The organism is Geojedonia litorea (assembly GCF_042654525.1).
Taxonomy (GTDB): Bacteria; Bacteroidota; Bacteroidia; order Flavobacteriales; family Flavobacteriaceae; genus Geojedonia; species Geojedonia litorea.
Window position 1 is genome coordinate 103908 of sequence record NZ_JBHSGP010000007.1, and the last position, 18093, is coordinate 122000.

The window sequence follows — 18093 nt, forward strand, 5'->3', positions numbered from 1 at the left end:
TTTAAATATTTTCGGCTAGTTCAATAGCTTTGGTTAGAGCTCCCAACTTATTGTAAACTTCTTGGAGTTCATTTTCTGGTTTAGATTTTGACACTAGACCAGCGCCGGCTTGCCAATGCAGTTTATGATCTTTACTTAAAAAGGTTCTAATCATTATTGCATGGTTAAAATTGCCTTCAAAGTCCATAAACCCTATAGCTCCACCATAAAAATCGCGACTGGTTTTTTCATATCGTTCAATTAGTTGCATAGCCATGTGTTTTGGAGCGCCGCTCAAGGTTCCGGCAGGAAAAGTATCGGCAACCATTTGCATTGTAGTGGTTTCTTTATTTTTTTGTCCAGTAACCTTGCTCACTAAATGTATTACATGCGAAAAAAACTGTACTTCTCTATAGGTTTCTACGTTCACATTGCTTCCATGTCTACTTAAATCGTTTCGAGCTAAATCAACTAACATAACATGTTCGGCGTTTTCTTTATCATCTTCTGAAAGTTGTTTGGCCAGTTCAGCATCTTTTTCATCGTTACCGGTACGTTTGAACGTTCCAGCTATTGGGTGAATTTCTGCCTTGCCATGACTTACAATAAGTTGCGCTTCTGGGGAGCTTCCAAAAATCTTGAAATCACCATAATCAAAATAGAATAGATATGGGGATGGGTTTATACTTCTCAAGGCACGATAAACATTAAATTCGTCACCTTTGAAAGCTTGAGAGAATTTTTTGGATAGTACTAACTGAAATACATCCCCTCGAGCACAGTGTTTTTTGGCTAATTCTACTTGTTCTTTATAATCGTCATCTGATAAATTTGAAGTGGTTTCGCCTTCTTTATAAAAGTTGAATGCAGCAAAGTTTTTTGAAGTTATACGTTGGTAAATGTCTTCAATATTATTTTCAGAATTAAAACAATGTGCAAAAATATAGGCTTCGTTTTTATAATGATTTATGGCAATGATATTTTGATAAACTGCGTAAAAAATGTCTGGAATATCTAGATGATCTGGTTTTTTAGAGATATCAATTGCTTCAAAATAGCGTACGGCATCATAGGCCATGTAGCCAAATATGCCGTTGTTTATAAACTTGAAATTTTCATCTGAAGTGATTTGAAATCGCTGCGTAAACTCATGAATTACTTTGGTGACATTAGTGTTTTTTTCTATATTTTGAATTATGCGTTCGCCATTTGGAAATGTTTGTGTAATGGTCTCATTTTTTACCTTAATAGAGGCAATAGGATTGCAACAGATGTATGAAAACGTATTGTCGTTAGCACGATAATCACTACTCTCTAAAAGTATGCTATTTGGATATTTGTCCCGAATTTTAAGGTAAATGCTAACTGGGGTAATGGTATCGGCCAGTATTTTTTTGTAATGGGTATGAAGATTAAATGTTTTCATTTTTTAATATTAAAAAAGGCTTGTCGTGAATGACAAGCCTTGATATTTTAGTTTTTAAATATACAATGGGTTAGTTCACGAATACTGCGTTTCGAGAAGACCACCACCACGTATGATTTAAAATTGTGTTCATGTTTTTGTTTGGGTCAAATATAGAAATGATATTTAAGTTTTCAAATTATTTCATATAAAAATAAAAAAATCCCCACAAACGCAGGGATTTTTCATTTAAATGGTTGCTATTAAACAATTCTTGATTAAAATTTTAAAGTGACATTTAGATCGAATTCGTCGTAAATGGCCTTGTCTTGTAAATCATTGAAAAAACTTGGAGAACCAAAACGAACATCAAACTTACTTCTGTCAATTTTTAAAGCTGTAGTTGCCGTATTTCCTTTAACGTTCATATCAAAAGTAATTTGGTTTGTTATCCCTTTAATAGTTAATGCACCAGTTACTTTATAATTCCCATTTGAGCCTTCAACTTTAGTGATATTTAAGGCTGCTTCTGGGTGTTTTTCTACGCCGAAGAAATCATCAGATTTTAAATGGCCTTCCAATTTTCCTTTCATTCCACCTTGTAAATCTGTAACTGTAAGTGTGGTCATATCTACTACAAAATTACCACCTGTAAGTTTATCACCATTAAAAGTTAAAGATCCTTCTTTTAAACTTATAGTCCCTTCATGTTCTCCAGTTACTTTGTATCCGTTCCACACAACGGTACTGTTTACTACGTCTACTTTTTTGTCTGTAATAGTTGTAAATGCTAAAGTGGAAATTGCTAATACAAGCATAGTTCCGATTTTTAAATTGTTTTTCATTGTTTGTTATTTGTGTTTATTTATTTAATTAAAATTATGTTCTAAGTTTTGTCAAAAGTAAATTAAGTTGTTCAAGTTCATCTCGCGAGAGTCCTGCGGTAATATCATCTTCAGTTTTATCTATAATAGGATCTATTATGGTTAACAACTTCAGCCCTTTATCAGTAATAAATATTTCAACTTTTCGTCTGTTTTTTTCGCAGATATGGCGTTCAACCAAGTCTTTTACAATTAATTTATCAACCAGACGGGTAGTGTTACTCATTTTACTGATCATTCGTTCTTGAATATCCTGCAAATTTGAGGGGTTACCGTTTTGTCCTCTTAAAATACGCAATACGTTAAATTGTTCTATTGATACATCAAAGGGTTTTAATACGGATGAAACCTCATCTTTAATCAAAATACTAGCAAAAGTAATGTTGAGTACAGTTTTTTTACTCAACGGTAGTTTAGCTTTTGTTTTAAGTAATGACTCTAATTCTTTCATATACAACAATTGTATATACAAATGTATGATAATATTTTATATGACAAACAATTTGATATTTAATTTTTTGTTAAAGTTTTAATTTGCATGCAGATGATTTCTATTTTTAGTGGATGAAGCATTTGTATTTACTAGTGATAGTTTTAATTCTATCATGCCAAGACAAAAAAAGTGATAAGAAGAATATCGCTATTAATGATGAACCAGTAGCGACTACTGAATTAGAAATTTATGATTATTCAGGTCTTGAGCAGTTTTTAACCAGAAAGGATGAAAAGACCTATGTAGTAAATTTTTGGGCGACCTGGTGCGCTCCATGTGTGAAAGAAATGCCCTATTTTGAAAAATTAAATGCAGATTATAATAGCAAAGGTGTAGAGGTTATTTTGGTAAGCCTTGACTTTCCGAAGCAATATGATTCTAAATTAAAACCATTTATAAAAAATAAAAACCTACAATCTAAAGTGGTGGTATTGGATGATCCCGATGCTAATTCTTGGATTCCAAAAATTAGTGAAGACTGGTCAGGGTCTATTCCTGCAACGTTGATTTATAATAAAGAAAAGCGTCAATTTTATGAACAATCATTTAATTTTGATGAACTTGAAACAGAAGTCAAACAATTTTTAAAATAATATCAAATGAAAACATTCAAAACTCTTTTAGCCTTTGTGGCAATTCTTACGCTTTCGGCGTTTAATCCAGTTCACAATGGTTATCATGTTGGCGATATCGCTACAGATTTTAAATTAGAAAATATTGATGGCAGCATGGTCTCACTTGCAGATTACAAAGACGCCAAAGGTTTTATTGTCATTTTTACTTGTAATACTTGCCCTTATGCAATTGCTTATGAAGATAGAATTGTTGCATTAGATAAAAAATATGCCGACAAAGGCTATCCAGTAATAGCCATTATGCCTAATAATACCAAAGTAATGCCAGGAGATAGTATGGAAGCTATGAAGACTAGGGCAAAAGAAAAAGGATTTACTTTTCCTTATTTAATGGATGCTGGTCAAAAAATTTACCCACAGTACGGTGCTACTAAAACACCTCATGTGTACATTCTTCAAAAAACAAAAAAAGGTAATGAAGTAAAATATATAGGAGCTATAGATGATAATTCTAGAGACGCAAGCGCTGTGAAAACAAAGTATGTTGAAAACGCAGTAGATGCTTTGTTAGCTGGTAAAGAAATAAAAGAAACTGAAACAAAAGCTATCGGCTGCTCCATAAAGGTTTAGTTGTAACGCTTAAAAAATAAAATCCGAGGTTGTAACACTTCGGATTTTTTTTCGTCTATATCATAAAGAAACGTTAATTTTGTGCATTCAAATTATAGAATCAATGGCAGATTTATCACAAGAAGAATGGGTGGCTCAACTGGAAAATGACAATAATGCAGTCATTTTAGACGTTAGAACTCAAGCAGAAGTAAATGAGGGTATTATCCCTAATGCTTTACATATAGATATTTATCAAGGACAAGGATTTATTGATGAAATAGAAAAATTAGATAAAACTAAAACCTATTATGTGTATTGCAGATCCGGAAATAGAAGCGGCCAAGCTTGTGCTATAATGAATCAATTGGGCATTGAAAAGGCCTATAACCTTTTAGGAGGAATGTTGGAGTGGGAAGGAGAAATAGATTAAAATCATAAGCAATCAATCAAAATAATTAAATATGAAATTAGCTGTAACAGTTTTAAGTATTATGGTTTCAATAGCAACCTTTAGTTGTAAAAATGAATCACCAGAAGAAGTAAAACTAGTAACTCCCGAAGAAATGCAAACCATCATTGACTTGGAAGATATTCAAGTTGTTGATATAAGAACCAAAGAAGAGCACGCCGAAGGTTATATTGAGAGTTCTCAAAATATAGATTTCAATTCACCTACATTTGAAGACGATATTACGAAATTGGATAAATCAAAACCAGTTTTATTATATTGTAATTCAGGAAAACGAAGCGCAAAATGTTCTAAAAAGCTTATCGAGGCTGGATTTGAAAAAGTTTATGAACTCGAAGGTGGCATAACCAAGTGGAAATTTAAAGGCCTTGATGTTATTGTTAATTAAAAGTCAAGAGATTCTTTTTAAATAGTAATCTAGAAAAAATGCCATTATTGGCATTTTTTTGTTTAATGTATTCGTCTTATGAAAGTGATTTTAAATTTTATAGTTTTTATGGTGATGTCCAATGCATGTAATGACAAGGTTACGACAAACATACCTGAAAACTTGATTCAAGAAAATACAAACCTTCAGGTTTCATATAAGGCTACAACACGTGGATTTTATGAAAAAGTATGGATTACTAAAGATTCTATTTATATGACCAATGATAGAAATTCACAACATGTAATAAGCCAAGCTATAAATGTCGACTTTTGGAATGAACTTTTAGCATTGGTTCACAAAACCGATCTTCAGCAACTAGAGAAACTAGAACCACCCACAAAAATGTATCAGGTAGATGGTGCAGCAATGGCTACAATAGAAGTTGCGACTAACCATGAGGTATTTAAAACTAAAACTTTTGATCATGGCCATCCACCTAAAGCAATTTCTGTACTTGTTAATAAAGTGTTATCCGTTAAAGAAATACTAGCTAAACAATAGAGAAGTTGTATTTTTGTGTAAAATTAAACTATGACGATAAAAGAGATACAGGACGATATTATTGACGAGTTCTCCATGTTCGAAGATTGGGAAGAGCGCTACCAATATATGATTGATTTAGGAAAAACCCTGCCATTAATTGATGAAGTTTATAAAACAGAATCTAACATTATAAAAGGTTGTCAAAGTAAAGTTTGGCTTCATGCCGAGATGAAAAATGATAAGGTAATTTTTACGGCCGATAGTGATGCTATTATTACCAAGGGAATAATCGCTATTTTAATAAGAGTGTTTTCCAATCAATCACCTCAAGCCATAATTGAAGCCGATACTAATTTCATTGATGAAATAGGCCTTAAAGAACACTTATCACCAACCAGAGCAAATGGTTTGGTAAGTATGATTAAACAGATTAAAATGTATGCATTGGCATACCAAACACAACTTAATTAAAAGTAATTGTCATTCCTACTATTGTGGGAATCCGTTATAAATTAATATAATTATGGAAGCAATTGATACAAACGCCCTTGGCGAAAAAATAGTAAGAGTTTTAAAGACTATTTACGACCCTGAAATTCCTGTTGATATTTATGAATTGGGGCTCATTTACGATGTTTTAGTAAATGAAGATTATGACGTTAAAATATTAATGACCTTAACTACGCCCAATTGCCCAGTGGCAGAAACTTTGCCGTTAGAAGTTGAAGAAAAAGTGAAGTCTTTGAATGATGTTAAGAGTGCAGAAGTGGAAATAACATTTGATCCACCTTGGAGTCAAGACCTCATGAGTGAAGAAGCAAAATTAGAATTAGGAATGCTTTAATATGGAAGAAGAAATCATCAATAGAGTCGCCTTAAGCAAACTGATGGTTATCGACCTTGAAGATTACTATCCAGCAGGCCAACGTTTTGTGTTTGACATAAAAACATGGCTATATGAAGAATTTGTATTACGTGAAAAGGACTTCCGGGCCAGTGTTGAAAAACACGATTGGTCGCAATATAAGGATGGTTTTGTGGCCCTCACTTGCACTTCAGATGCGATTATACCGGCTTGGGCTTATATGTTAATTACAATACATTTACAACCATATGCTAAAAAAGTAGTTATGGGTAATTTAGAAATTCTGGAAACCTCATTGTATCAAGATATTATCAGTGCTTTGGATGTGAAACCCTATACTGATAAACCAATCATTATTAAAGGTTGTTCTCACAAGCCAGTTCCTGAAAACGCGTATATTTTTCTTTCACAAAAATTAAAGCCTATTGCTAAATCTATTATGTATGGTGAAGCATGTTCTTCGGTGCCATTATTCAAAAAAAAATAAAACGCACATGTTTTATATATTAGCAAGTCTTAATACAAAGTAATTAAACCTTATCACGTATGAAAAGAACACTATTCTTATCTTTTTTATTATTGACATTAACCTTTGGATTCGCACAGTCCAAGGAAGAATTAGAAGCAGAGAAATCAGCAAAACAAGATTCCATAAAAGCCATTCAAGGTAGATTGAAAGTTGTTCAAGGACAGTTAGATGCTTTACCAGGTTGGAGAACAGGAGCTTTTGGTACTATTGGCGGTAGTTTCTCAAATTTCAATAATTGGTATGCCCAAGGTACACCTAACAATTCTTCAGGAAGTATAGGTATTTCGTTTAATGGATATGCCAATTTGATTGAAGATAAATTCTTTTGGAGAAATGGTTTAACTACTAATTTAAATTGGGTAAAAATTGATGATAAAGATGACCCAGATGATGATAGCAGCTTTCGCCCTACTACCGATGTGTTTAACCTTACGTCATTGTACGGTCGAAATATATCAAAAAATATAGCCGCATCAGGATTATTGGAATACAGAACCACCTTATTGAATAATTTCAATGATCCCGGGTATTTAGATTTAGGGGTAGGTTTTACATGGACTCCAATTAACGATTTAGTGGTGGTAGTACATCCTGCTAACTATAACTTTGTGTTTAGTGATGAAGATACTATTTTCATGTCTTCTTTTGGAGCGAAAATTTTAGCAGATTACACAAAGCAAATAGGCAATATAAGTTTTAAGTCTAATTTATCTATGTTCCAAAGTTATAAGAGTTCAGATTTATCTAATTGGACCTGGACCAATTCTTTTGGATATACTCTCTGGAAAATGATTGGCGTTGGCTTTGATTTTGGTTTAAGGAGCAATAAACAAGAAGCTCTTAATTACGCCATCAATACGTTAGGAGATTCACTCGCTTTGATAGATACCGTTGATAACGACTTACAAACGTATTGGACTTTAGGTTTAAGCTATAAGTTTTAAGATTTAATACGAATCAATAAAAAAGCAAGCCTTTCAGCTTGCTTTTTTTATTTAAAGTTCTTCTTCGTAATCTGGATACAAAAAATGGTTATAAGGAAAACGCGTAACGTGAATTTCTCGTACTTCATCATAAACACGCTTTTTAAATTCTTCCAAATTCTTTTTATTCAATGCAGAAATAAACAAAGCATTTTTACCAATACGCCCCATCCAAGTTCGTTTCCACTCTTCTAGAGTATAATTTGCTTTAGTTTTTTCAACGATTAGATCATCTTCGTCAAAGGGTTCTGGCTTGTAAGCATCAATTTTATTGAAGACCATAATTGTTGGTTTATCTCCACTATCAATTTCATCTAAAATTTTATTTACAGACTCGATATGCTCTTCAAAATTAGGATGCGAAATATCTACAATATGCAGTAGTAAATCAGCTTCACGAACTTCATCAAGTGTACTTTTAAACGATTCTACTAATTGTGTTGGAAGTTTTCTAATAAATCCAACAGTATCGGTTAATAAAAAAGGAAGATTTTGAATCACAACTTTTCTAACGGTAGTGTCAAGCGTAGCAAATAACTTATTTTCTGCAAATACTTCACTTTTGCTGATAACATTCATAAGTGTAGATTTGCCAACATTGGTATAGCCAACCAAAGCCACACGTACCATCTTGCCACGATTGCCTCGTTGTACAGCCATTTGTTTGTCAATGGTTTTGATTTTATCTTTTAGCAAAGCAATTTTATCACGTACTATACGTCGGTCAGTTTCAATTTCGGTTTCACCAGGACCACGCAAACCAATACCTCCTTTTTGACGCTCAAGGTGAGTCCACATACCTTTTAGTCGTGGTAATAAATATTCACATTGCGCTAGTTCAACCTGTGTTCTAGCATAGCTGGTTTGTGCACGCTGCGCGAAAATATCTAATATGAGATTGGTACGGTCGAGAACTTTGCAATTAAGCAGTTTACTTATATTACGTTCTTGAGCCGGAGATAATTCGTCATCAAAAATAGCAGTGCCAACCTCGTTTTCTTTAATGAATTGTTGAACGTCTTCAATTTTTCCGGTACCTATAAAGGTTTTTGGATTGGGCATATCCATTTTTTGGGTAAATCGCTTGATAACCTCACCACCAGCAGTATAAGTCAAAAATTCAAGTTCGTCTAAATACTCTTTAGATTTCACCTCGTCCTGATCCTTGGTGATGACGCCAATTAAAACCGCTTTTTCTAAATCAAAATCCTTTTGTTCTAACATAATCTAAAATAATTGGCAAAGTTACGTAATTGAACGTTTGTGTTTTAGTATTTTTAAAACTTAAATTTAAGCATCAAGTTTCTTATTATTAAAATGTTGCAGAATATAACTTAAACAACATAATTGCTTTCAAAAACACACGAATTGAATTTTACTCAAAATTTACAAACAGTTGCCTTTTATAATATTGAAAATCTCTTTGATATCTATGATGATGAACATACTAACGACGATGATTTTTTACCTAATTCAGCAAAACGATGGACTCAAAAACGGTACGACAGGAAGCTATATAAATTAGGCTCTGTTATATCACAAATTGGATTGAATGAAACACAACAACCGCCGAGCATTGTTGGTTTGGCTGAAGTAGAAAATGCAGCCGTTTTACAAGATTTGATTAGTAGTTCTGAATTAGCTGAACATCGCTATAATTTTGTTCATTATGACTCTACTGATGAACGAGGAATCGATGTTGCCTTATTGTATAGAGAAGAAATGTTTAAAGTACAATCTACCGAAACATTTTCTGTGCATCTGGTGGATGACAATGGTGAGCCCGATTATACAAGGGATATTTTGTTGGTTACTGGATTTTTGAATAACGACTTAATTCATGTAATTGTAAACCATTGGTCTTCACGTCGCGATGGAGATGAAGCCACAGCGTATAAACGCATTGCCGCATCAAATAGAGTACTAGAAATTATCAATCAATTAGAACGGCTGTATGACAATCCTAAAATAGTAGTGATGGGTGATTTTAATGATAACCCCACCGATAGAAGTATTGTTCACTTATTGGCCAATGCTCAATTATTCCATCCATTAATTTCAAAATGGACTCCCGAAAGAGGTACCCAAAACCATGATTTTAAATGGAATTTGTTTGACCAAATTATGTGTAGTAATAATTTGCTAAATGGCTCTGATCAAGGTTATAGGTTTAAAGGTGCTGAAATATTTGATGAAAAGTTTTTAACTCAATATCATGGAAAATATAAAGGACAACCCTATAGAACTTATGTAGGTAAAAAATATAAAGGCGGTTTTAGTGACCACTTCCCTGTGTATATGCTTTTGGAGAAAGATTAACGACTTATAATTTCGACCAAATAATTAATGTAAGGCCAATACAGACAATAGGCAGCGACATAAGTAACCAGATATTATAAACCGCATCTTTTGATTGATGAAGTTTAAGGTTTAGGACTTTTCGTTTTTTACCACTGTATTGAATCCAATTTCTAAAATAGATTATGAAAGCAGATAAAATTAGAAGTACCCAAGCTTTGTCCTTACTTAATGCTGATATATTTAATTCATTTAAAAAAAGCATCAGGAATACTCCTATAAGGCATAATAAAGCAATATGCAGACTGGTAATATAATAGATTGCCAGACTATTGGCGTTAGATTTTTGTTTGTTTTTGAAATAGTTAAAAACACTATAAAATGCAATATCGAAAAAAGTCATAGTTGATATATAAGGTGTCTAAAAAATAAAACCCGCTAACAAATGTAGCAGGTTTTATCTTTAATTTATACATTAAATTAATTTTGAACTAAAATTTTAAAATTATCTATTTCATAATTACCATCAATTGTATTTGATGCATTATGACCACCTATATATTTAAAGGCGATATAGGCAATACCAGAATAGACACTCAAATCTACAAGACCAGAATCCACCCAATTTTGAAAATATTCACTGTCACTTACAATAGCAGCAGGAAGTGCAGTCCAAGTAGCACTAGAGATGTTGCCTGTGGTGCCATCCCAGTTGGTGGAAATAAGAACTTCCAATTCACTATTATCACTAAAACTATTAGACGATTGAAAATTTAAAAACTCAACACCTTGTGCGTCCAAGTTAATTGAAGGCGAAATCAGCCAGGCAATATTGCTTGGTTGACCTGAATTAAAAGCTCCCATTGAAGCAATTTTACTGCCAGGATTACCAGAATCAGTGGTTGTAATAACTCTCCAAACACGAGTGCCGGCTTCGGCAAAATTGGTCCAGCCTGCAATGTTAACATTAGCATTGTTTGTAGACGACTCAAAATTTTCACTCATGAGCGGTGAGAAATTAGCAGGATTCAGAAGTGTACAGCGCTCGTTATTTAAATTAACACCATTGAGGTCGTTTAACACCAAAACTAAACTACTTCCATTAAAAGTTTTACTTACTATGGCTGTAATAGAGCCATTACCAGAAGGCAAAATATGTTGCTTAAAGTCTGCAAATACGCTCGTTTCAAGACCAAAATAGAAATAATTAAAACCTGCGCAGGACTGTAGTGATCTTTGTGTATCAAAATCGGCCGTTGCTTCAACATAGGGTTTTCCTACGTGACTTGGAATGAATTCTACATTATTTACAGTAATTAACATTCCAATATGCTTATTCGTAATTAGTGAAAGAGGTAGATTTAATGGGGTTATCGTTTCAGTAGTTGCAGATCTAAAAATATGGTTAGGGATTTGCTTTGCCGTTAAGGCTTCAACTTCGTTATCTGCATTTGAAATTCCCCCTATTGCGATTACACCATCATTGGTTCTTACTTCTCCTATATACAATCCTTTTAATGAGATATATACTTCTCGTCCCGTATTGAATTGATTATAAGAAAAGGTTTGATTAAGAACTACCTTAATTGCAGCCGTTGGATTTACATGGGCATCTTGTAAATAAAATTCTTTATAGAAATTACCACTCGCGTCTGAGGAGGTTACATAACCCTTAACGTATAAGTCTGAAACAATTTCTGTGGTCTCACCAGGCACAAACAATTGTTTCAATTGAGAAATGCTAATAGCGCTTGCACTACTGTTTAAGAGCTCATTTAGACGTCTATTTTCCTCAATACCCAAGCTTCTGGGTATACTATAGTCATCATCTTGTACACATGAGATGAGCATTAAGATCAAAACACCTGCAAGGTAAGGTGTGATTTTAGAGTATTGTGCAACATAAGGTATCATAAATAATATTTTAAAATCTGAAATAGGTATTAATGAAATAAGTCGAGCCACGACCGTACCAATATTTAGGGCCAAAAACACGAATAGGATTTGCATTATCATCTCTTAATTCACGGTAATTGGCATTGCGTCCTTGTTCATATCCTCCGGTTTTATACTCCTGGTTAAAGACATTACCAATACTGGCGAAAAAACCAACAAAGTAATTATCAATTTTCCAGGATTTTCCGCCAATCAGGTTAACTACTAAATAGTCATCAAATTTTTCTTGTTTTAAAAGTTTAGAGGCAATATCAGGGTCGTAGTCATTAAATGGTAAGCCATCTGCATCTAAATAAAAATTCTTAGTCCTTGTTAAGGTATTAATGTCCAAATACGTATTGGTAAAAGCGTTTGCAGTTGCCCCAACCCACCAAAACTCTGGATCGCGATACTCGAAACCAGCAGAAAATGCACGTTGAGATCCACCAGCAACTTTATAGTTTTTAAGATTGGCTTCACCATAATTAATTGATCCTCTTGGCCCTGTAAAGCTAGATGAGGTAAGGTAAAGGTTAGGGTTATTATCATAAGTGTATTGCCCAACCGAAGCAGCACCTTTTAGCTTTATGCTAGGAGTTACTTGGGCTTCAATACCAACTTCAACTCCAAAATTCTTTTTATCTACACCTTGCAAAACCTCTTGAACAAAGGCAGCTGTGTCATTGTCTTGAATATCATCACCACTTAATCCATCAGCGAAATAAAATCCTACTTCATTGGCATCTTCAAGTTTAGAATAAAACCCTGTGACTTTTGCCTTTACAATTGGTGATCTAAATATGTAACTAATATCTGCTGTGCTTATTTTTTCTTCATCGATATTCTGAACTATATTATGATTTTCTCTGGAATTTGAATACGTATTTCGTAATGAAGGTGCTTTAGTAATGTAGCCCCCATTCATATCAATTAAATGTTTTCCTGTAATTTTATAAGTAGCTCCAGCTTTTGCTCCAAATCCGGTAAAGGATAATTCTTCACCTTTTCCAAATGAACCATCTCCAGCAAACCTACTATGCTCCCAAAGACCTTCTCTTTGGTATTTGGTGTTGGTAATATTTCCAGATACATAAAAGTCGACTTTATTGTATTTAAACTGCGCTTGGGCATAACCAGAAATAATGTCTGCAAATAAATTATAATTGTATTTGTATTTATCACCTTGGCCAACCACGCGATTAGGATTTTGAGCGTCGTACTGGTAATTATCAAACGAATCAACATTTAAAACGCCAGTATTGGAGCCTAGAACGTCTATGATTTTTCCAAAATTTTCAGATTTTAAAGTTTGATAATTTATAGCGGTATTTAAAAGAATATTTTCAGTGAGTTCTGAACTTAAAATAGAATTAAGCGTTAATTGTTTGTCATCACTTCGGTCTTCATATAAAACATAGGTTGCATTTAGGCCTGATATATTATTGGTAAGATTGGCATCAAATATACGTTCCCAATCGATTTGGCCGTCATTTAAAAAGTTTTGTTCCAACTGATAAGCTAATGCATAATCGGGTCCCTCTGAATCAGAAAGTGCGTAACTTGGTAAATATTGATAATAAGCTGGACTTGGATTCGCTCCTCCTGAATACTCTAATCTACTATTTCCTAACTGGCCAAATTGATAACCAAGATTGGTGTTTAATGAGGTTTTGGATGAAATATCCCAGAAATGATTTAACATCAGGATAGGTTCTTTAACTTCTTTTATACGCGAGTTGCGTTTTTCACCATCTAAATAACCCCAATATTCATTGTATTTTATACCTTTTAAATCATACACTTCTTGAGTGTTAGGAGAAGATTTTCCTCGACTATTAGGCGCGTAAATAGAAGTCAAGTTTATACTATGATTGTCATTTATCTTTTTTTCTACTGAAGTAAAAAATGAATTAGAATCGTATAATGTTGCATCTTGATATCCCTCATCTCCCCACCGCCTTCCAATCATTACTGCAAAAGCCCAGCCATTTTCAATCAATCCAGTAGCGTAGCTAGCCATTAAACGGTTGGTATAACTTCGGTTAGATGATGAGTAGGTTAATTGACCGCCTTCTCTGTAATTAGACGCGCGAGTATTAATGTTAGTACTTCCTAAAATTCCTCCAAAATTATATGCCGAAGGCGCTAAACCTGTTGATAATTCCTGATTTCGCATCATATCGTTTAAGCCTCCCCAATTACTCCATTGTGGTCTTCCGTTGTACAGTTTGTTCATTTCAATCCCGTTAATCAAAATTGTAGCGTTCTCTGAATCTAATCCACGAACATTAAAAAATGAAGCGCTAAATTCAAATGCAGCAGTGCGTTGAAACACATCTTGAGAAGATGATAAGAGTCCTGAAATATTATCGGCGCCGCCAATATCATCATTTAATTCATCATCAGAAAGTGTGATGGTAAATTGGTCAGCAGATACTGATATATCAATGTCCATGGTCATGTCACTAATATCAACGGTTTTACCTTGGTTAACTACAATGGGGTATCGTTTGGGTAGATACCCTGGCTTTGAAATTTTTAAAACCTGTTCTCCCAACGGAACGTTAGTAGAAAATATAAATTCGCCTTTGGCATTTGTAAATGTGGTTTGTTGTGTTTCTTCAATAACAACAGTAACATCCATTATTGGACCAAGTGTAAGGGCATCTTTAACACTTCCTTTAATAAGAGTAGCTTGTGCAAATGCACTTAAGGAAAAATTGAAGAGAATCAAAAAAGGAATTAATAGCTTCCCCATTCGTAACATAAACAATAAATAAGTATTCTTCCTTAAGTAACTGACTGTAAGTAGACTGCCAAATTTAATTTTTTTTATGACATGTTATAATTTTATTTAATAATTATTTACTTTCAATATAACTATTGATTGAACAAATGAAATACAAAAGTTTAGTGTTGACTTGTCTGCTGATATTATGGGTGTCTATGATAGCTGGGCAGGACAAAAAGAAGTTTAAAATTCATACGATAGCATTTTACAACCTCGAAAATTTGTTTGACACCATCAATGATCCTGTAAAGTTTGATGAAGCTAGCCCAATAATGGAATTGAAAGTAGATCGACAACACATTTATAAAAAGAAGGTAAGTAATATGGCTAAAGTTATTGCCGATTTAGGTGTAGATGAAGCAAGAAATTCACCTGCAATTTTGGGTGTTTGTGAAGTTGAGAATAGAGAGGTTTTAGTAGATTTGGTTAATGATCCGCAGCTATTAAATAAAGATTATGGAATTATACATTATGATTCACCAGATGCAAGAGGGATTGATGTAGGCTTATTGTACCAAAAGGCTTTATTTCAGCCCATAAGCTCCAGTAAACACGAATTGAAAATTTATGATGATATAACTAAAAATCGTTTTTATACAAGGGACCAATTATTGGTGTCTGGAAAACTAGATGGTGACCTTATTCACATTATTGTAAATCACTGGCCGTCTCGAAGTGGAGGAGAGGCAAGAAGTCGCCCAAAGCGCGAGGCTGCAGCAAAACTAAACAAACTAATTATCGATTCTTTACAGGCTGTTGATCCTTACGCTAAAATATTTACAATGGGCGATTTAAATGATGACCCAACAAACAACAGCATAAAAGACATTTTAAAAGCTGAAGATGATAGAGATAAAGTAGGCTTTAAAGGGATTTATAATCCTTATGAAACCATGTATAAAAATGGATTAGGGACTACTGCCTACCGAGATGCTTGGAGTTTGTTTGACCAAATTTTAATGACAAAACCACTTCTAGATAAAGATTATTCTTCTTATAAATTTTACAAGGCAAGTATTTATAACAAAAATTTCCTTACCAACAAAAAGGGCCGTTACAAAGGATACCCGCTACGAAGTTTTGCAGATGGAGGCTTTACAAATGGCTTTAGTGATCACTTTCCAGTTTATGTGTTTGTCATTAAAGAGGTAGAGAATTAAGGTTAATAAGACCTATATTCTCCTAATTTTATGAAATCTTTATAGGTTTAATACAACTTGTTCTGTTAAATTTGTCTTTTATAGACTGATTTTAATCGAAAGATGACCCTTATAGTTGATCTAAACTAAATGCTTAATGAAGAAATATTTCCTAATTCTATTTGTACTTTTTACATCCTTTACTTCAATAAATGCTCAAATATTTGACCCAATTGAATGGTCAACTTCTGTAGAAAAGATATCCGATTCCGAATATGTTTTAGTTACCAAAGCAGTCATAGACCAAGGGTGGCATTTGCCGTCACAAGAATTGTTAGCAGACGATGTTTTGGGACCCATTCCCACGGAGTTTTCCTATCAAAATGATGATCTCCATTTCGAACTTCTTGGCACGACCGAAGAACCATATGTTGAGCCACATTTTGATGAGATTTTTCAAACAGACTTAAAGAGTTTTGATGATGAAGTGGTGTTCAAGCAGCGAGTTAAAGTAAATGCAGACATTGCCTATATCACAGGATATGTGTTTTATTCGGTTTGTGATGACGAAAAGTGTTTACCCCCTGAAGAAAAAACTTTAATTTTTGACCTTAAAAACCAAGGAACTACAATTCAAGATATAGTATCTACTGGGGAAAGTAAAAACCAAGAAGAATTGTCTCAAGCCTTTGACCTCAATATTACAGGCTGGGATAACTTTGAAACCGAAAAAGTTGAAGAGAAAAGCAGCTTTACTATATTTTTATTAGGCTTTTTAGGTGGACTTATAGCCTTACTTACGCCATGTGTGTTTCCAATGATACCACTAACGGTTTCATTTTTCACCAAAAGTTCAGCAAACTCCCAAAAAGGAATGGCTAACTCAATTCTTTATGGTTTTTTCATTTTTATAATTTATGTATTATTGAGTTTACCTTTTCATGTTCTGGATTCATTAGATCCAGAAATATTAAATAATGTCTCGACCAATGTCACTTTAAACGTGATATTCTTTATTATCTTTTTAGTTTTTGCGTTTTCATTTTTCGGCTATTTTGAATTGACTTTACCAGCATCGTGGAGTAATGCATTAGATAGTAAAGCTAACCGAATAGGAGGATGGATAGGCGTATTTTTTATGGCATTAACCTTGGCCATTGTTTCTTTTTCATGTACAGGTCCAATATTAGGAACCTTATTAGGAAGTTCGTTAACCGCAGATGGTGGTGCGACCCAGTTGACTTTAGGAATGAGTGGATTCGGTCTGGCTCTTGCCTTGCCGTTTACTTTGTTCGCTATGTTTCCAAAATGGCTTAACTCCTTGCCAAAGTCAGGTGGATGGTTAAATACAGTTAAAGTGGTACTTGGTTTTATTGAGTTGGCACTTGCACTTAAGTTTTTATCGAACGCCGATTTAGTGGAACATTGGGGCTTTTTAAAGCGTGAATTGTTTATAGGGTTATGGATTTTAATAGGCATTGCAATGGTGCTGTATTTATTTGGTAAGATTAAATTTCCACATGATGGACCTTTGCAAAAATTAAGCAAAGGGAGAGTAACGCTGGGAATTTTAACCCTTGCCTTCGTGGTTTATTTAATTCCTGGATTAACCAATACCGCCAATGCTAATTTAAAGCTGTTGAGTGGTTTCCCTCCACCTTTGTTTTATAGTTATTATGATAAATCTTCTGAATGTCCATTAGGTCTTAATTGTTACAAAGATTTAGAGGAAGGCATAGCTGCTGCTAAACAGGAAAATAAACCAATTATGTTGGATTTTACTGGTTGGGCTTGTGTGAATTGCAGAAAAATGGAAGAACAGGTATGGAGTAAATCAAACGTATATGACATTTTAAGTCAGGATTATATAATTATTTCGCTGTATGTTGACGATAGAAGAGAACTTCCTGCTGAAGAGCAGTTTCAATACCTGAAGCCTTCTGGTGGTGTAAAGAAAATCAAAACGATTGGTGATAAATGGGCGACGTTGCAAACCATTAATTTTCAAAATAATTCGCAACCTTTTTATGTGTTATTAAATCATGACTTCGAATTATTAAATCATACGATAGCCTATACGCCTAATTCTGATGAATATTTCACTTGGCTGAAAGCCGGACTGGAGAATTTTAAAGTTGAATAAAATATTCTTTAAAAAGCCCATAAATTATTGAAGCATCCTCATCTTAAACTTAAATTTTAACAGTTTGTCTAGTATTTTGT

General features: G+C 33.7%; 18 protein-coding genes. 12 read left to right on the forward strand and 6 right to left on the reverse strand.

Going from position 1 to position 18093, the window contains the following annotated elements:
• Position 1: 1 nt before the first annotated feature.
• From ACFO5O_RS04110 to ACFO5O_RS04120, 3 genes are all read right to left on the reverse strand, one after another.
• Positions 2-1405, reverse strand: a complete 1404-nt coding sequence (locus tag ACFO5O_RS04110) for an anthranilate synthase component I family protein (RefSeq protein ID WP_387961222.1) — start codon at positions 1403-1405, stop codon at positions 2-4.
• 257 nt (positions 1406-1662) lie between these two features.
• A complete protein-coding gene (locus ACFO5O_RS04115; protein ID WP_387961224.1) occupies positions 1663-2229 on the reverse strand; it encodes a YceI family protein in 567 nt (188 codons plus the stop codon).
• Positions 2230-2263: 34 nt separating this feature from the next.
• On the reverse strand, positions 2264-2719 hold the full coding sequence (locus ACFO5O_RS04120; protein WP_387961226.1) for a MarR family winged helix-turn-helix transcriptional regulator: 456 nt from the start codon (positions 2717-2719) through the stop codon (positions 2264-2266).
• 113 nt (positions 2720-2832) lie between these two features.
• Here ACFO5O_RS04120 and ACFO5O_RS04125 point away from each other — a divergent pair, with 113 nt between their 5' ends.
• The 9 genes from ACFO5O_RS04125 (at position 2833) to ACFO5O_RS04165 (ending at position 7668) form a co-directional block, all read left to right on the forward strand.
• A complete protein-coding gene (locus ACFO5O_RS04125) occupies positions 2833-3354 on the forward strand; it encodes a TlpA disulfide reductase family protein (RefSeq protein WP_387961228.1) in 522 nt (173 codons plus the stop codon).
• Positions 3355-3360: 6 nt separating this feature from the next.
• Complete coding sequence (locus ACFO5O_RS04130; protein ID WP_387961230.1) at positions 3361-3966, forward strand: thioredoxin family protein; 606 nt, start codon at positions 3361-3363, stop codon at positions 3964-3966.
• Between the two features lie 103 nt (positions 3967-4069).
• Complete coding sequence (locus ACFO5O_RS04135; protein ID WP_387961231.1) at positions 4070-4378, forward strand: rhodanese-like domain-containing protein; 309 nt, start codon at positions 4070-4072, stop codon at positions 4376-4378.
• 31 nt (positions 4379-4409) lie between these two features.
• A complete protein-coding gene (locus tag ACFO5O_RS04140; protein ID WP_387961232.1) occupies positions 4410-4805 on the forward strand; it encodes a rhodanese-like domain-containing protein in 396 nt (131 codons plus the stop codon).
• 78 nt (positions 4806-4883) lie between these two features.
• Positions 4884-5348 (forward strand): hypothetical protein, encoded by a 465-nt coding sequence (locus tag ACFO5O_RS04145; protein WP_387961233.1) that lies wholly within the window; start codon positions 4884-4886, stop codon positions 5346-5348.
• Positions 5349-5378: 30 nt separating this feature from the next.
• A complete protein-coding gene (locus ACFO5O_RS04150) occupies positions 5379-5801 on the forward strand; it encodes a SufE family protein (protein WP_387961235.1) in 423 nt (140 codons plus the stop codon).
• A 49-nt stretch (positions 5802-5850) separates the two neighbouring features.
• The gene (locus ACFO5O_RS04155) at positions 5851-6174 is read left to right on the forward strand and encodes a DUF59 domain-containing protein (protein WP_119030687.1); all 324 of its coding nucleotides are present in this window, start codon (positions 5851-5853) and stop codon (positions 6172-6174) included.
• 1 nt (position 6175) lies between these two features.
• The gene (locus tag ACFO5O_RS04160) at positions 6176-6682 is read left to right on the forward strand and encodes a DUF2480 family protein (protein ID WP_387961236.1); all 507 of its coding nucleotides are present in this window, start codon (positions 6176-6178) and stop codon (positions 6680-6682) included.
• 59 nt (positions 6683-6741) lie between these two features.
• Positions 6742-7668 carry a DUF3078 domain-containing protein gene (locus tag ACFO5O_RS04165; RefSeq protein WP_387961238.1) on the forward strand — a complete coding sequence of 309 codons (927 nt, stop codon included), beginning with the start codon at positions 6742-6744 and terminating at the stop codon, positions 7666-7668.
• A gap of 51 nt (positions 7669-7719) precedes the next feature.
• On the opposite strand, the gene hflX is transcribed toward ACFO5O_RS04165, so the two are convergent.
• A complete protein-coding gene (gene hflX / locus ACFO5O_RS04170) occupies positions 7720-8931 on the reverse strand; it encodes a GTPase HflX (protein ID WP_387961240.1) in 1212 nt (403 codons plus the stop codon).
• Between the two features lie 123 nt (positions 8932-9054).
• On the opposite strand from hflX, the gene ACFO5O_RS04175 reads away from it, so the two are divergent.
• The gene (locus tag ACFO5O_RS04175) at positions 9055-10026 is read left to right on the forward strand and encodes an endonuclease/exonuclease/phosphatase family protein (RefSeq protein WP_387961242.1); all 972 of its coding nucleotides are present in this window, start codon (positions 9055-9057) and stop codon (positions 10024-10026) included.
• 459 nt (positions 10027-10485) lie between these two features.
• Here the strand turns inward: ACFO5O_RS04175 and ACFO5O_RS04180 are convergent, their stop codons facing one another.
• A complete protein-coding gene (locus ACFO5O_RS04180; protein WP_387961244.1) occupies positions 10486-12015 on the reverse strand; it encodes a DUF5689 domain-containing protein in 1530 nt (509 codons plus the stop codon).
• Positions 11930-14698, reverse strand: a complete 2769-nt coding sequence (locus ACFO5O_RS04185) for a carboxypeptidase regulatory-like domain-containing protein (protein ID WP_387961245.1) — start codon at positions 14696-14698, stop codon at positions 11930-11932. The genes ACFO5O_RS04180 and ACFO5O_RS04185 overlap by 86 nt, the downstream gene beginning before the upstream one ends.
• A gap of 137 nt (positions 14699-14835) precedes the next feature.
• Here ACFO5O_RS04185 and ACFO5O_RS04190 point away from each other — a divergent pair, with 137 nt between their 5' ends.
• The gene (locus ACFO5O_RS04190) at positions 14836-15891 is read left to right on the forward strand and encodes an endonuclease/exonuclease/phosphatase family protein (protein WP_387961247.1); all 1056 of its coding nucleotides are present in this window, start codon (positions 14836-14838) and stop codon (positions 15889-15891) included.
• Between the two features lie 136 nt (positions 15892-16027).
• Complete coding sequence (locus ACFO5O_RS04195; protein WP_387961248.1) at positions 16028-18013, forward strand: protein-disulfide reductase DsbD family protein; 1986 nt, start codon at positions 16028-16030, stop codon at positions 18011-18013.
• Positions 18014-18093: the final 80 nt, after the last annotated feature.

Bases quoted from the DNA above. Each gene is read 5' to 3' on its own strand.
- ACFO5O_RS04110 (WP_387961222.1), bottom strand. From the start codon at position 1,405: ATGAAAACATTTAATCTTCATACCCATTACAAAAAAATACTGGCCGAT.
- ACFO5O_RS04115 (WP_387961224.1), bottom strand. From the start codon at position 2,229: ATGAAAAACAATTTAAAAATCGGAACTATGCTTGTATTAGCAATTTCC.
- ACFO5O_RS04120 (WP_387961226.1), bottom strand. From the start codon at position 2,719: ATGAAAGAATTAGAGTCATTACTTAAAACAAAAGCTAAACTACCGTTG.
- ACFO5O_RS04125 (WP_387961228.1), top strand. From the start codon at position 2,833: ATGAAGCATTTGTATTTACTAGTGATAGTTTTAATTCTATCATGCCAA.
- ACFO5O_RS04130 (WP_387961230.1), top strand. From the start codon at position 3,361: ATGAAAACATTCAAAACTCTTTTAGCCTTTGTGGCAATTCTTACGCTT.
- ACFO5O_RS04135 (WP_387961231.1), top strand. From the start codon at position 4,070: ATGGCAGATTTATCACAAGAAGAATGGGTGGCTCAACTGGAAAATGAC.
- ACFO5O_RS04140 (WP_387961232.1), top strand. From the start codon at position 4,410: ATGAAATTAGCTGTAACAGTTTTAAGTATTATGGTTTCAATAGCAACC.
- ACFO5O_RS04145 (WP_387961233.1), top strand. From the start codon at position 4,884: ATGAAAGTGATTTTAAATTTTATAGTTTTTATGGTGATGTCCAATGCA.
- ACFO5O_RS04150 (WP_387961235.1), top strand. From the start codon at position 5,379: ATGACGATAAAAGAGATACAGGACGATATTATTGACGAGTTCTCCATG.
- ACFO5O_RS04160 (WP_387961236.1), top strand. From the start codon at position 6,176: ATGGAAGAAGAAATCATCAATAGAGTCGCCTTAAGCAAACTGATGGTT.
- ACFO5O_RS04165 (WP_387961238.1), top strand. From the start codon at position 6,742: ATGAAAAGAACACTATTCTTATCTTTTTTATTATTGACATTAACCTTT.
- hflX (WP_387961240.1), bottom strand. From the start codon at position 8,931: ATGTTAGAACAAAAGGATTTTGATTTAGAAAAAGCGGTTTTAATTGGC.
- ACFO5O_RS04180 (WP_387961244.1), bottom strand. From the start codon at position 12,015: ATGCAAATCCTATTCGTGTTTTTGGCCCTAAATATTGGTACGGTCGTG.
- ACFO5O_RS04185 (WP_387961245.1), bottom strand. From the start codon at position 14,698: ATGGGGAAGCTATTAATTCCTTTTTTGATTCTCTTCAATTTTTCCTTA.
- ACFO5O_RS04190 (WP_387961247.1), top strand. From the start codon at position 14,836: ATGAAATACAAAAGTTTAGTGTTGACTTGTCTGCTGATATTATGGGTG.
- ACFO5O_RS04195 (WP_387961248.1), top strand. From the start codon at position 16,028: ATGAAGAAATATTTCCTAATTCTATTTGTACTTTTTACATCCTTTACT.